12 protein-coding genes are annotated in these 13,710 nt (G+C 41.0%); 9 read left to right on the top strand and 3 right to left on the bottom strand.

All coding sequences use genetic code 11. The features are described 5' to 3' along the window. Nucleotides 1-176: 176 nt before the first annotated feature. From A5875_RS12715 to A5875_RS12675, 9 genes are all read left to right on the top strand, one after another. Nucleotides 177-518 carry an LPXTG cell wall anchor domain-containing protein gene (locus tag A5875_RS12715; RefSeq protein ID WP_088933946.1) on the top strand — a complete coding sequence of 114 codons (342 nt, stop codon included), beginning with the start codon at nt 177-179 and terminating at the stop codon, nt 516-518. Continuing rightward, nucleotides 515-1,276 carry a WxL domain-containing protein gene (locus tag A5875_RS12710; RefSeq protein WP_088933945.1) on the top strand — a complete coding sequence of 254 codons (762 nt, stop codon included), beginning with the start codon at nt 515-517 and terminating at the stop codon, nt 1,274-1,276. The genes A5875_RS12715 and A5875_RS12710 overlap by 4 nt, the downstream gene beginning before the upstream one ends. A gap of 21 nt (nt 1,277-1,297) precedes the next feature. Beyond that, on the top strand, nt 1,298-2,086 hold the full coding sequence (locus tag A5875_RS12705) for a WxL domain-containing protein (RefSeq protein WP_088933944.1): 789 nt from the start codon (nt 1,298-1,300) through the stop codon (nt 2,084-2,086). 26 nt (nt 2,087-2,112) lie between these two features. Continuing rightward, nucleotides 2,113-5,160: a pectate lyase-like adhesive domain-containing protein gene (locus A5875_RS12700; RefSeq protein WP_088933943.1), complete on the top strand. Its 3,048-nt coding sequence runs from the start codon at nt 2,113-2,115 to the stop codon at nt 5,158-5,160. Nucleotides 5,161-5,181: 21 nt separating this feature from the next. Next, nucleotides 5,182-6,006: a WxL domain-containing protein gene (locus A5875_RS12695; RefSeq protein WP_088933942.1), complete on the top strand. Its 825-nt coding sequence runs from the start codon at nt 5,182-5,184 to the stop codon at nt 6,004-6,006. Nucleotides 6,007-6,073: 67 nt separating this feature from the next. Further along, on the top strand, nt 6,074-7,177 hold the full coding sequence (locus A5875_RS12690; RefSeq protein ID WP_088933941.1) for a DUF916 and DUF3324 domain-containing protein: 1,104 nt from the start codon (nt 6,074-6,076) through the stop codon (nt 7,175-7,177). Continuing rightward, a complete protein-coding gene (locus A5875_RS12685; protein ID WP_088933940.1) occupies nt 7,146-7,925 on the top strand; it encodes a class A sortase in 780 nt (259 codons plus the stop codon). Before A5875_RS12690 ends, A5875_RS12685 begins: the two co-directional genes overlap by 32 nt. A gap of 9 nt (nt 7,926-7,934) precedes the next feature. Next, on the top strand, nt 7,935-8,375 hold the full coding sequence (locus A5875_RS12680; protein WP_088933939.1) for a hypothetical protein: 441 nt from the start codon (nt 7,935-7,937) through the stop codon (nt 8,373-8,375). Nucleotides 8,376-8,380: 5 nt separating this feature from the next. Then, entirely contained in the window at nt 8,381-9,835 is a 1,455-nt protein-coding gene (locus tag A5875_RS12675) for a helix-turn-helix domain-containing protein (protein WP_088933938.1), read from the top strand. Between the two features lie 182 nt (nt 9,836-10,017). Here A5875_RS12675 and A5875_RS12670 read toward each other — a convergent pair whose 3' ends face one another. From A5875_RS12670 to A5875_RS12660, 3 genes are all read right to left on the bottom strand, one after another. After that, a complete protein-coding gene (locus A5875_RS12670; protein WP_088933937.1) occupies nt 10,018-11,034 on the bottom strand; it encodes a hypothetical protein in 1,017 nt (338 codons plus the stop codon). A gap of 357 nt (nt 11,035-11,391) precedes the next feature. Next, nucleotides 11,392-12,828, bottom strand: coding sequence for a helix-turn-helix domain-containing protein (locus A5875_RS12665; RefSeq protein WP_088933936.1), 1,437 nt, complete (start codon nt 12,826-12,828; stop codon nt 11,392-11,394). A 71-nt stretch (nt 12,829-12,899) separates the two neighbouring features. Then, a complete protein-coding gene (locus A5875_RS12660; RefSeq protein WP_088933935.1) occupies nt 12,900-13,604 on the bottom strand; it encodes a helix-turn-helix domain-containing protein in 705 nt (234 codons plus the stop codon). Between the last annotated feature and the right edge of the window lie 106 nt (nt 13,605-13,710).

Genomic DNA, 13,710 nt, shown 5'->3' with positions numbered 1-13,710 from the left:
GTTTAGGATGTTGTTTTTAAATTTTTTGATTTCTAAAAAAACAAAATAGAATTTCTTTTGCCGTGCTTGTATGATGTTGTTTGTCTCAGAGACAACAAATCTTATTTTTAAGCAAAAGGTATCGAAAGGAGGGTTTTACAACGAAAAGGATAGTTTCGGTAATTTCAGTAGCGTTCATGGTTTTTGTTTTTTCCAATGGGGTAGTACATGCAGCAGAGCATGATTATCGTTCACATGGCGTAACGAGTTTTTATGGCAGCTATGAAGAACCAAAAGAGGAACCGCAAAGTTCAGCGCCAGAGAACACCTACCCAGATAACTCATCCACTGAAGGAAACAAGAATCAGGGTTCATCTAATCAATCTCGGACTTCTCCGAATTATTCGGCCTCTGGTCGTGAGATCATACCAAATGCTGGAGACCAAGATTTTACAACCATTCAAGCGGTTGGATCATTACTATTATTTACGCTTGTATTATTCCTAGGGATACGGAAAAAGGAGAGAATTTTGAAATGAAAAAAAATATTTTATTAGCTTCTGCTGTTCTAGCATTAAGTTTGGTTGGAGGAACTGCTCAGGCCTTTGCCGCTGAAGATGGTGGCACAATGCCGACAAACGGAACAGTCAACTTTGTCGCTGGTCAAGATCCAACAGACCCAACGGACCCGACTGAGCCCGGTAACCCAATCCAACCGATTGATCCTCCTACTCCAGTCGGCGGTGCTTTATCAATCGATTATGCTTCAAATTTCAAATTTGGGGAACAAAAAATCTCTACAGATGATGAAACTTACTATGCAGCGCTTGACCAATTTAAAGGTTCAGAGGGCGAAACGTTTGGTGATAGCAACTACGTGCAAGTTACTGATAAACGCGGAACTTTAGCTGGCTGGACATTAACAGTTGGTCAATTAGATCAATTTAAGACAGCAGAAGGTGAAGCCTTAAACGGTGCGCAATTGAAAATCAATACAGCTTCTGCTGTTGCGGCCGTTGATGATAACTCAATGGATGGCTACAAACCAGGTACAGTCGCTTCATCCATCACTTTAACACCTGGAGATGGTACAACACCAGGAACTTCAGATGCGATCACAGCAGAAAAAGGCAAAGGTGCCGGTACTTGGGTTTATCGCTTTGGTGATACTGCGGATGCTGGTAAAACAGCCGTTCAACTAATGGTTCCAGGTAAATCTGTGAAATTAGCTAAAGAATATAAAACAACCTTGAACTGGACATTAGCATCTATTCCAGAAAACGGAAGCGAAAATTAAAGATAGGAAGCGAACCTAAAAATGAAACCAATTAAAGCATTGAGCTTTTTAGCTCTTAGCACCGTAGCGTTAACAACGATCGGTTCAACGGTTTTTGCGGCGGAAACGCATGAATATCATTCACATGGTGTGGTTGAATTTCAACCAAATACTGATCCGACCGATCCCGTTGATCCGGAAGATCCTGATCCAGAACACCCAGTTGATCCAACTGATCCAACTAATCCAGGAGGAGAACCAGAGCCGGGAACACCGGGCCCGTTATCCATTGACTATGCTTCAACGCTGGATTTTGGTGTGAATAAAATCTCAAACAAAGATGAAGTTTACTATGCTCGTGCGCAACATTATGGCGAAGGTCATGCAGATACACCGGATTACGTCCAAGTATCTGATAACCGCGGAACCAATGGTGGTTGGACTTTAAATGTGAAAGAAACCGGTCAATTAACGGCAACGACGAACACATTAAACAAAGTGCTAACTGGTGCACAAATTGTTTTAAAAGAACCAGAAGTTAAATCGAATGCGGTAGGCGTTGTTGAACCAACACCTGCACAAGAGATTACTTTGAGTCCTGATGGTGCAGAATCACGAGTAATGGCTGCGACAACAGGTTCTGGTGCCGGCACTTGGGTCGACTATTGGGGCCATGTAGAGTCAGAAGAAGAAACAAATGAATCAGGTCAAGAACAAAATGAAGATGTAACTAAGAGTGTCGCATTAAGCGTACCCGGCTCAACACCTAAAGATGCGGTGGAATATGAAACAACGTTGACTTGGGTACTAACGGATGTTCCAAGCAACTAATCAAGACAAGAAAGAAGCGAGAGAATTTGTTCAATAAATTATTAGGTACATGGGCCGCAGCGAGTTTACTTCTTTTTAGTCCATCAGTCGTTACTTTAGCTGCGCAGGTTTCAACTCCACAAGAACAATTGGATAATGGGCTTGTTCAAGAGGGCGAGACTACTAATGGTGAACGTACAAATTTGACTTCTTCGTCTTCTGAAATTCCCACGCTTGAAAGTTCAAGCGTGGAATCTTCTACCAAACCATCAGAGTCTAGTACGGATGTCGCGGATAAAAGCTCTGATACAAGCCAATCAACACAAACGACGTCTTCGAGTGAGACGACAGCGTCCTCTGAGAAAAAAGTTAAGATTGCTGCTCAAGCGGCGGCAACTGAAGTAAGTACGTGGGCTGATTTCGTTAAGGCGCTGAAGGATACCAGTGTTTCTGCGATCAAAGTTACTAGTGATTTAACGGCAACTTCTGCGGGGCCAACGGTAACCAGAGCGGTAGATATCGATTTTGATTCCCATACGTTGGATACTAAGAAGTATGCAGCAATCACGGTAAATACCCCGGGTGCTCTAACTATTCATAATGTGCAATTCACTGGTGTACAAGGTGGATTTTTAGCTAGCGGAACAGGGACGGTGACCTTAACGGGAACCTTTACTAGTCCTGACGAAAATGCAGCGCGAATCACAGCTATGGAAAAAGGAGCAGTGATCCTTGATGCCTTGAAGATGAATTATAATCAGGTCGCCTACTCTAGTAGTGACTTAGCTGCTATTACTGCCGGTACTTTTACCATCACTAATGCTTCAACGATAGTTTCGAATGCTCAGTATTTCTACTACTCAGGATTTCGAACTGCGACACGATCTCAAATCGTGATTGATGGGAAATCTAAGGTGACGACCAATAGTCTTAGAAATGGCACCAATACTTCTGGTGCTATTTGGAACGTTGAAGAATTAAGTGATATTTGGATTAAAGGCGGCTCTACTTTGGAGATGCACGGAAATGCCCACAATAAAGCAGATTCTAATGCTTTATTTGGAATCTCAAGAGCTTCTGGCTCAACCTTGAATGTCACTGAAGGCTCTCATGTAAAGGCAGTATCTGATACAGCTTCTGCAATTCTCATGCAAAGTGCTGATGGTTCGTTTAACGTTGGTGGTCAATCTAATCTTGACCTAGTGTCGAATGGGGACAACTCTGCGTTAGAAGCTACCTTAAGGTTCAAGGTCGCTGGGAATATGACCTTCAATGTAGATGGTAATTCAATCATTGATATTACTAAGACTTCCGATAGTGGAAATACGAAAAATGCGCCGGCTATTCGGATGTATGGAGGAAACAATAAAATCAACGTTTCTGGCGGCTCAGACTTTACTGTAAATCGTGGAGTCGGTAATAAGGTTGGTGATCCGGGAAGCGATGGGAACAACCAAGCGATTCAATATACATCAGGAAACGGCAACGAGTTTAATTTGACTGATGAAAATTCTTCTGTGTCGATTAGTTCATCGGCAGGACCGGCAATTGATGGCAGTGCTAGTGATATGAATATCACAGCAGGCAAAGGAACCTATTTTATCGCTCGCGGCAATACTCAGAGTGCGACTAAAGGTATTTTTAGCGGTCAATTAGTGAACTTCTCTATGGACAGTATCCATTATTTCGATTTTCGAAATAATCATGTGGGCGGCGGATTGATCTTTGGTAATACTGATGCCAGCTCAAAATTTTCGAGCAAGAACTCAGATTTAGCTGTTTGGACTGCCGGGAGTGATTTGGATGGTGATCCAGTGCATCAATGGTTCGATGTAACCTTCGGACTTTCCGGCGCAAACTTTGCCAACCTTGATTCGACGGACAACTCACAAATGCAAACGCAATTTGGTTCGTTAACCAACTATTCTCGAATGAGTGCCAATAATCAGGCAGCGGTCTTAGATGAAATCAGAGTCCCAACAAATGCCGATAAATACATTTATGCGCATGCGTCTGTTCCAGAAGGAAAAGATGAGCTGCGGGATGCTTATACTGGTGAGGTTCAAGCGACGATCGGTGTGTATGATGAAACCGGAAAAGAAGTCACTCAAGTCAAAGGGGAATCCATTGGTGATCCACTATCTGTATATGGCGACGCTGAGCGAAAAGGGATAATCAAAATTGATGCGCCTGACAAAGCGTTCTTGAAAACCGGCTATACGTTGAAAGTGCTAGATGCTTGGCGTGGGGTGAACGACTCTGGCTGGATTCATCAAAGTTCACCAGATGAACTAACAAAGGATACGCCGGAAGTTTATGACGTAACGCCAGCAGATCCGGTCAAATTGACAAGTGGTGGTGACACGGTTGCCCCAAGTGCCAAAGAAGTTACAGGGACTGGTGAAGCCGGAGATATTTTGGATGTTTTCTTAAACGGCGTGAACACTGGGATTGAAACAACCGTTAACGAAGCGGGTGAATTTACTGCAGCGTTGCCGGCTGGTCTGAAAAAAGGTGATTTCCTACAATTATTCCTAAGAGATCATGCGGGAGCAGCCGCCGTAACGAATCCGCCGCTAACAAATGACAGCGTCGGGAATATAGAACCTGCCACAGACATGACCTATCATGATGCTACATTTAAAGAAGCGAAGAAAGTTCAAGTAAATGGCAGCCTAGAGCTGGTATCCGTTCCAGATACAGTAGATTTCGGGACACAAAAAGTAGGCACGAAAACAGAAACTTACTATCCAAACGTTTCGGGTAAGTTAGCAATCTCTGATACACGAGGAGACGGCAAAGTGCCATGGCAGCTTACGTTAAAAGAAACGGAAGGGCTGCATTCAGATACGAATGACCTAAGCGGCTTATTATCTTACAAGAATGCACAAAACACGGTTCAAATTAATCAAGACAATCAAGTAGTGGAAACGGGCAGCTTTGATCAAGATGGTCTGCTGACAATCTCTGATCAATGGGGAGAAGCCAATCATAATAACGGCTTGGCATTGACGGTTCCTGTTGGAAAACAATTACTTGGTGACTATAAGGGTACTCTTTCTTGGACATTGGAAAATGTTCCAGGAAATAATTAAAGATTAAAGGGGAAATCAATCATGAAACACGTTTCTAAAATTTTATTATCAACAATGGTATTAGGAGCTATCGCAGCTTCTCCACTAACGACTTTTGCCGCTGAAGATGGCGAACACGGCGGTGTTTATAATTCAAATGGTGTGATTGAATTTACACCAAGCCAAGATCCAACTGACCCAGTAGACCCAACTGACCCAACTGATCCCGTTCAACCGATCGATCCAACTGATCCTGAAAAACCAGTAGAACCAGGTACTAACGGACCGTTATCAATCGATTTTGCTTCAAGCTTAGATTTCGGGAAACAAAAAATTACTTCTGAAGATAAAGTCTATTTGGCTTCAGCGCAACCATACCAAAAATTAGGTGAAGACGGCAAACCAACCGGCGATATCTTATACGGACCAGACTATGTCCAAGTAACAGATAACCGCGGTACTGAAGCGGGCTGGTCATTAACTGTCGCACAAGAAAAACAATTTACAGGTACTGCTAATCATGAATTAACTGGTGCAGCAATTACCTTAAAAGGTGCGAATATCCAAACCGCTTCTGAATCTGCAAAACCAACACCTAACGCTAGTGATCTGACACTTGTTCCAGGTGAAGTTTCACCAGTAATGAGCGCTCAAGCAGGCCAAGGTGCAGGAACTTACTTGAATGATTGGGGAACCAAAGATGATTTAAGCGTGGTTCAAGAAGACGGTAAAGAAGTAACAAAAACCAACAATATTCAATTAGCTGTTCCTGGTGCAACAACCAAGTATGCTGAAAAATATTCAACGAAATTAGTTTGGACATTAACAGACGTTCCCGGAAATTCAGATCCTGAAGGAAACGCGTAGACTGTTACACTTGTGAGATTCGCAGTGCTTGCGAATCTTACTTTTCTTATCAAAGGAGAGAGCTGCATTGAAATTTAAAAAATCATTACTTACTTTAATCATCACGATCTTAGCGGTCTTTTCTGGCGGTTTGACTTCATTGGCTAGTGAATTCAGCTTTGCCGTGACGCCAATCATTCCAGATAATCAAATTGATAAAACGAAAACATTCTTTGACTTAAAACTAAATGCCGGACAAAAAGAAACGGTCTATGTTCAATTGCAAAACGACTTGGATCGTGCAGTGAAGGTGGATGTTTCTGTCAATAGTGCGACTACGAATACGAATGTGATCGTAGAATACGGCAAAAACAGTATCAAACCAGATAAAAGTCTGAAATATGATCTAGCAAAATATGTGAAGGCACCTAAACAAGTAACGTTAAATCCTCATTCAGCAGTGAAGGTACCATTTGAGCTTCAAATGCCCGCAGAAGCATTTAATGGTGTCATGGCTGGCGGGATCACGTTTAAGGAAGCCAAAACAGAGAAAACTACCAAGGCCTCTTCTGATGAAAAAGGCTTGGCTATTCAAAACGAATACTCGTATGTGGTCGCTTTGCTAATGCGTCAAAATGAAACGACTGTGGCTCCTAAGGTTCAAATGAATTCAGTTAAACCAAGTCAAATCAATGCAAGAAACGTTATTTTGTCGAATTTGCAAAATAATCAAATGACCTATATTAACCAAGTGGCGATTGACGCAGAAATCACTAAAAAAGGTGATTCAAAGGTTTTATATGATGAACATAAGGATGCCTTGCAAGTAGCGCCTAACTCTAATTTTAACTTCCCAGTAAATCTGAATGGGAAGCCTTTAGAAGCAGGGGACTATCATATCAAGCTTGTGATGGATGGTAATAAGAGTGCCGATGGCAAGTATGTTCGCGGCAAAGACAGCGCTGGAAAAGAAGTTCGCTATCAAAATCAATGGGTGTTCGAAAAAGACTTTACTATCACTGGTGAAGTAGCACGTGATTTAAACAAAAAAGATGTGACAGTCAAGACAGACTATACTTGGTTATTTGTTCTGATCGGTATTGTGTTGTTACTGTTAGTGCTATTCATTATTTGGTTGATTTGGAGAAAGAAGAAAAAGAATGAAGAAGAGGAAAAACGAAAAGCAGAATAGACTAGTCAAAATAGTTGTTTTGTTCTTGTTATACACTGGCGTTTTATTAGTTAGTTTCCCGATTCTTAAAAATAGTATTTTGGTAGAGAAGGTAACGACCTCGAAGATTACTGAAGTGAAGAACCTAACGGAGATCACTCAGATTCCCTTCGAACGAATCGAAGCCCCCTCTGTCAGTGAGATTATGAAAAGTAGTAATGATTTTTCTAGTATTGGTGAAGTTCAAGTTCCTGGGGTAGGTTTAGACTTGCCGGTTTTTGCTGGATTGAGTCAAGAAGAAATGATTTATGGTGCCGGCTCGATGTATCCCAAAAGAAATCCGCAAAAAGATAATTTAGTTTTACTAGGTCATCATTTGGGCGTTTCTGACCTTTTGTTTGGAAAGTTAAAAGACGCGCAGCTAGGTGATACGATCTATTTGCGCTATCTTTCCAACTATTATGCCTACAAGATACAGTCAAAAGAAATTGTGAATGAAGCCGATATCGCGGTTTTAGAAAATACAGCAAAGCCCTTATTAACGCTAGTGACCTGTGATCGCGGTACGCAAACGACCGGTCGATTAGTGATCACGGCTAAGCTGGTTGAAGCTCAAGCAAAAGACAGTATTCAAACCAAGATGACAAAGCAAGAAAAAGTGAGTCACGGTCAAAAGCCTCGGCTGCGTCTTTCGATGATCTGGCTGCCATTGCTTGGTATCGGTTTATTGCTGGTGCTGTTAACCTATTTAATCATCAAGAAAGTGTGAGGTGCGGATGTGGAAAACAAGAAAAAAATTATCGTTTTAGGAACATTGTTCTTGTTTTCTACGGCGCTGCTTCTGCAAGAGGATGTTTCTTTTGCTAACGATACGATCTATAGTCCTGTTGACCCTAACCAAGAAGTTAAACCAGTCGCTCCTTCCGATGTACCTGAAGAAAAGACCACTGAAAGTTCAGTACCTGTCGTACGCACGGAGTCTTCTAGTAAGGAGCAGCCAAAAGCAAAGAAACAAACTCCTAAGAAGGAAACTGAGAAGAAGACGATGCAGAGAAAAAAACTTTATTTGGACGAGGCTTTTTTTACGAATGATTTTGATCATCAAGCGATTGCCTTAAATGACGGCTCATCCGGAGGCGGACAGGGACATTCTGAAGCCCAGCTGACAGAAACGTTAAAGCTGCTTTCAGGTGTGGCGATATATGGAAGAAGGAAGTGAGAGAAATGTTGAGTTTGGAAAATTTCTTAGATAAAGAGGATCGACGCAAGTTTGATTTTCTTCGCCTTTTGGAGGAGTCTTCAGATCTAACGGCGCTAAATACAACGATTCAAGCCCAACTGTCTCTTTCGAACTTCCTGTTCAATAAAACAATTGAAGAGTTATCTCTAGACTTTGAAAACTATGGTTTGGAAGTCTATTTTGCTATTGATAGCAATAATGTCCAAACGACGTTATTAGAAGTCGGACAAGCGACTTCGGATTTATTGCTGGCGCATTATTTGCGCAACTCTCTTTCCTTTGCGATTTTATTGGCACTGTTTAGAGAGGATTACCAATCGGCGAATAATTTTGCTTTAGAAAGCTATACGAGTTATACCAATGTGTATAGCCATACGCAGCAGATAAAAAAGCTGCTGAAAGAACTGCAGATTGAGGTTAGTAAGAAATATCACTTGGCCGGCAATGAAGGAAATGTCCGCTATTTATTGACGCGTATTTTTTCGTTTGTGCTCGCTTCCGATACGGATGTCTATCCCGCTACCTATAAAAGCAAAGTCGCAAACATCATCGATGAACTTTCAGAAACGGGAATAAGCTTGCCCCGTAATGTTCAGACCAAGCTTTTTCATTTTCTAGCGATTTCATTGATGCGCCATGACAAACAGTATCAATTAGCTAAAAAAGATATCAATAAACAAAAAGTGCTGGAAAAACTAAAAGCGGTTTATGCTCAAGAATTCCAAGTTATCCAAACAGTTGATATTGATCCTTCTATTCAAGAGGAGGTTTTAGCTTATTTATATACGAATGGCATGCTTTCACGGGAAAAGATGAAAAACCAAGAACTGGGCAAGCGAATCAACCGACTCAATGAGCGTTTCATCCAATATTTTACAGACTCGTTTCATATCGAAGATCGTCAAACGCAAGAAATACTGGCAGCCGAGCTGAATCGTCTCCATTTTGAATTGGCTTATTTTCCACTGAACGCCTTTAATTCCTTTGAACGCTTTGATGTCAGCTTTTTTAAGGAATCGTATATCGAATATTTTCTATTTTGTCGAGACTATTTGATGGATGATGCCCTTGTTAAGGAAGAAAACTTTTCAGCCTACCGCCCCTATATTTTCTATAAATACCTGATGATCTTAGTGAGTCATGTTGAATTGGAGCGGGTGATGCCGCAAATAACGATTTGTATCGATTTTTCTTTTGGTCAAGAATACAACGAGTTCATTAAGAGAAACCTGACTTTTTTTGTTAATCTGAATGTGGTGGTGCAATTTGTTTTCGATGAATCAACGGATATTGTGATCACCAATTTAAATTCCGAATATGAAGACCTCGATGTTGAAAAGGTCATTTGGTTAGATCCTCCCAGAGCGATTGACTGGGCGCATTTAGGAAATCAGCTGCTAGAAATCCGTGCGCAGAAGCATCAGCAAGCGAACGTTTAATTGAAACTTTAGACACGCCAAAAAGCGAGTAGATCTAAAATCACTCGCTTTTTGGCGTATTTTTGCTATTTTATGCACCACAAAGAAACCTATTCTCCCAATACTAAATAAGCCAAACCCGCATGCTATTTATGCTCAACGGTCGTGCTGAATAAACTGCTCGCAATATTGCGGGCGCATCATTATTTTTTCTTCTTTTTTAGGGCCTTATTAACTTTCTGCTGGCGTCTCCGCTCTTCCCGCGCCTGCTTGATCTGTTCTTTGGTTTTCCCATGGCGCATATAGGAGGTATCGGGTTCGAGAAGTGCGGCGGCGCTCTCGGTCGTTAGTTTGTTGGTTTTGGGCGGACGGGTTTTCGCAAAGTCAGAGGGGTTCTCTGATTTGGTTGGCAGCGTTTCTTCTTGAAGCGGGGTCCGTGTATCTGGCTTCGCAGCGACTTTTGGTGCATTCTGCTTGGTTGAACGGATGTTGCTTGATGATGAACGGGGTTGGCCTTTTGGAGCGGCCTTGCCAGTAGCTGCTGCGATTGGTTCCTGCGGCAGACTTTCTTCTGGCTGTTCTTCTTGAACAAGTTCTGCTGGAGCAGCTTCGTGTTCGGCATCGATACAGCCTTTTTGGCTTTTGAATTTTACATATTCGGCGAAGCGGCGGACGCCTGAGGCTTGGAAGATCGTCAAGGTCGTTAAAATTTCCAATACTTTCGCGGTTTCTTCTACAGAAGCCACTTGCTTCGTATTGCGTAAAGTCCATGTATGGCGTTTTCCATTGGCGTCTTTAAAAATCGACACGAGGTCGAATTGAAATTCGCTTTCTTTCGGTATTTCAAGGTTCTTTTTCGCTAAGAGCTGTTTATATAAACAAGTTTCCTTGGTAAATTCATGATATTCTTCTTCGTTGGTGAATAGGCGTTGGATAACGGTTTGCCATTCTTCTGGTGCAAAGAAGTCTTCAAAGTAGACGCAGTGACGGCGCAGGGTATCATTTGGTGTTTCAGTCAAGAAAATTTGGCGGATCAGCTCGCTTAGCGGCTGAAGGGAAAAGTCCCCGACACAGATTGAGTGACGAAAAAGGATCACGACAAGGTACTCCACAACCTCTGCCGCATGCTGGGTTTGTTCGAAATATAGGCGGACTCTTTTCAAGAGCGTCTCCTTTTTCATTCCAAATAATTGTCTTTGTCCTAGTTTCGCTACGTCCATCTTCGTTTTCCTCCATACTGTCCTAAATTTGTTTTTATTTACCGAAAGCGTTTTCTGTTATTTGTATCTAAAATAGTAGCCTTTAATAACATGGTTGTAAATAGTTTTTTCAAAAATTATTTCTATTATTTATTATTAAACATTTGGGTTATAAGGTTTTACGATATTTTCGAGAAAATATTTGATGACTTCACGACTGTTAAAATAACTAAGTTTAGGGATTTGTTCTGAAGGTTTAGATGGCGGCGGGTATTTATTTGATTTTTTCGAATTTATTTTTATTGCCAAGTAAGCAGGTTGATTATAATTATTTTCAATAAAAAATAGATACCACACAAAAAAATGCGGTATCTATCCTTATTGTTTCGTTAAGACGCAGGTGAAGATGTAGTTGGAGATGTCTTTCAAATCGTTGGTTAAGTTGTTGATTGAAATAGGAAGAATAAAATTCTTTTCCTGATTCATTAAACAGCGCTCACAAACGATAAAGCAGTTGATATTGTAGAATAATTCCGGGATATCATCCATGGAATAATAGATCTCGTCATTGATGAAGAAATAATTTTCGGAGATGATCTTGCGGATATTATTTCTAAACAGCATGTGGGAGTATTCATCTTTAGAAACGATGATGATCGGGACCTTCTTTTTCTCACCTTTTTTCAGAATAGGCATGACTAAATGACAAAACTGCAAAATGATCGATTCGGACATCGTTATGTTGGCCGAAATATTTTCTTTCAGCCAGGATCGTATGATTCGGCTGATTTTTTCTTTGATGGAGTAGTCATTGCAATCGATGAAATAGTACTGGTTCAGCAAAAATTCATTGAGCCCCAAGGAAGTCGTGTAGACCAAGTCCATCAAAGGTTTTTCAAACTCGATCTCGCCCAAAAGCGTCATGTCAAAAGCTGCTTCAAAATTTCGGATCAGTTGAACGACCGAGGGATAATTTTTGATTAATCGGTTTCGATAGTATTGGTAGTCCATTTCGATCAAGCGATAGTTTTCGGGGTTGTAGGGCAGATTTTTATAGATAAAAGAAACAAAGGCGATATTCGCATCATCTACTTCGAGACCATGCTGCAAAAAACAAGTCTTAACGCTGTTGAAAATAATTCCGGTTTTTAAAAATTCGATCATTTCACTATCGATCGGCAGCATCTCTTTTCTGCGGATGCTTAAAAATATCGCGTATTGCAGGTAATGCAGACTTTTTTTGCTGAGGCGATTTTTTAACAGCTCGCCTAAATCCTGTGCAATTCGTTCGGACTTTAAAAACAGCAGATCGTTTTTCAACTCATTGACACCGATCCCTCTCATCCAAAGGGTCAAGTAAATATATCTTACTTTTAGCTTGTCATCAAAAGCGATTTTCCCCGTAGGAGCTAGCCCCAGTCCTTGTCGAAAGTATCGTTCAGCCTTCTTTTTCAAATTGAATACTTTGGTCACAGAGATGAATTCCTCTTCTGCTATGGAAGTGTAGTTATTCTTCCCCAGCAGGCAGCGATAACATACTTTTAAAAAAAGTGAATCTGAATACAGCTTGCGCACCAGATCGTAACAGCAGACATCCGGTTTGAATTGAAACGATAGCTGCGAACGGGAGATATCGTAAGAGACGATCTCATCTTCTAGTTTCGAAGCGATCTTTTGGCAATCTTTTTTGATCGTATTGAAGCTGGTATTCATATTCGCAGCCAGTTCCCCAATTTTTATCTGCCTGCATTCATATAGTACATAGGTGATTTTTACTCTGCGCAGGATATCTTTTTCTATAAAGTTGTCTATCAATTGAATGTCTCCTTATATTGTCACAGCCAGGAAAAAAATTAATAAAATAAGTATCCCTTTATCCTTCTTGTCTAAGCCATAAATTTCTCTACCTCGCTAAACAGCAGATCCCCTAGAAAATAGCCCTTATTCCATGAAGTAATCAGCTCGCCATCGGGAAAATGATTGACCGTAAGTTTCTTTTTGATTCGATGGGTCAAGTTGGAAAGCTGACATAAATTGGATTTTGTCACATCGGATTCCCAGATCAGCTGACATAATTTTTCTCGTGACAGGACTCTTCCTTCTTTTTGGTACTGGTACAAATGGTATAAGAGCTTTTTCTCATTAGAAGAAAGGCTGAAAAAGAATAGATCGGCGTTTTTTTCTTTCTCTGATCCGCTGGTTTCGTCGCTCGCAGCCCGCGCTTTTTTCTGACCGCTGGTAAATTTAGCGATTTTTTCAATGATCTCGATCTCAGAGGCGTCTCGGTCGATCCAATCATCGAACTCTTCGATCAAGTAGGAAAATTCAGATTTTTTTAAGTCGTTTTTATTGCCTTTGCGCAGAATTGCCAGACCATTTTCTTTGAAAAAGGAATAGCATTTCGAGATATCCAAAGTAGAGACGGTGTCGCTAAAGATGACCAATGAGAAATACTGGATGATCTCTGGAGAAAGCCGTGCGTCAGCCATCAAATCGCTGGAGCAGTATACCTCGTCATTGGAACGCTGCAGGATCGCCTGCAAATCTTGTTCTGCCAATAAATTTCTTGTTATGATTAATATTCTTGCCATGCTTTTCACTCCTATCAGCAAATAAATTTGCCTTATTTCTGTGTTAATACTGCAACAATACATTATCAAAAACATCCAGCATATTTTTTCCTTCTTTTTAATTTTT

Source organism: Enterococcus sp. 3H8_DIV0648 (assembly GCF_002140655.1).
In the GTDB taxonomy this organism is placed as follows: Bacteria; Bacillota; Bacilli; order Lactobacillales; family Enterococcaceae; genus Enterococcus_A; species Enterococcus_A hulanensis.
The sequence above is the reverse complement of the archived record's forward strand: the minus strand, read 5'-3'. Positions and strand labels throughout refer to the sequence as shown.

Excerpts from the sequence above, each read along its gene's own strand:
- A5875_RS12715 (WP_088933946.1), top strand. The coding sequence starts at position 177 with ATGGTTTTTGTTTTTTCCAATGGGGTAGTACATGCAGCAGAGCATGAT.
- A5875_RS12670 (WP_088933937.1), bottom strand. The coding sequence starts at position 11,034 with ATGGACGTAGCGAAACTAGGACAAAGACAATTATTTGGAATGAAAAAG.
- A5875_RS12705 (WP_088933944.1), top strand. The coding sequence starts at position 1,298 with ATGAAACCAATTAAAGCATTGAGCTTTTTAGCTCTTAGCACCGTAGCG.
- A5875_RS12685 (WP_088933940.1), top strand. The coding sequence starts at position 7,146 with ATGAAGAAGAGGAAAAACGAAAAGCAGAATAGACTAGTCAAAATAGTT.
- A5875_RS12660 (WP_088933935.1), bottom strand. The coding sequence starts at position 13,604 with ATGGCAAGAATATTAATCATAACAAGAAATTTATTGGCAGAACAAGAT.
- A5875_RS12695 (WP_088933942.1), top strand. The coding sequence starts at position 5,182 with ATGAAACACGTTTCTAAAATTTTATTATCAACAATGGTATTAGGAGCT.
- A5875_RS12710 (WP_088933945.1), top strand. The coding sequence starts at position 515 with ATGAAAAAAAATATTTTATTAGCTTCTGCTGTTCTAGCATTAAGTTTG.
- A5875_RS12675 (WP_088933938.1), top strand. The coding sequence starts at position 8,381 with ATGTTGAGTTTGGAAAATTTCTTAGATAAAGAGGATCGACGCAAGTTT.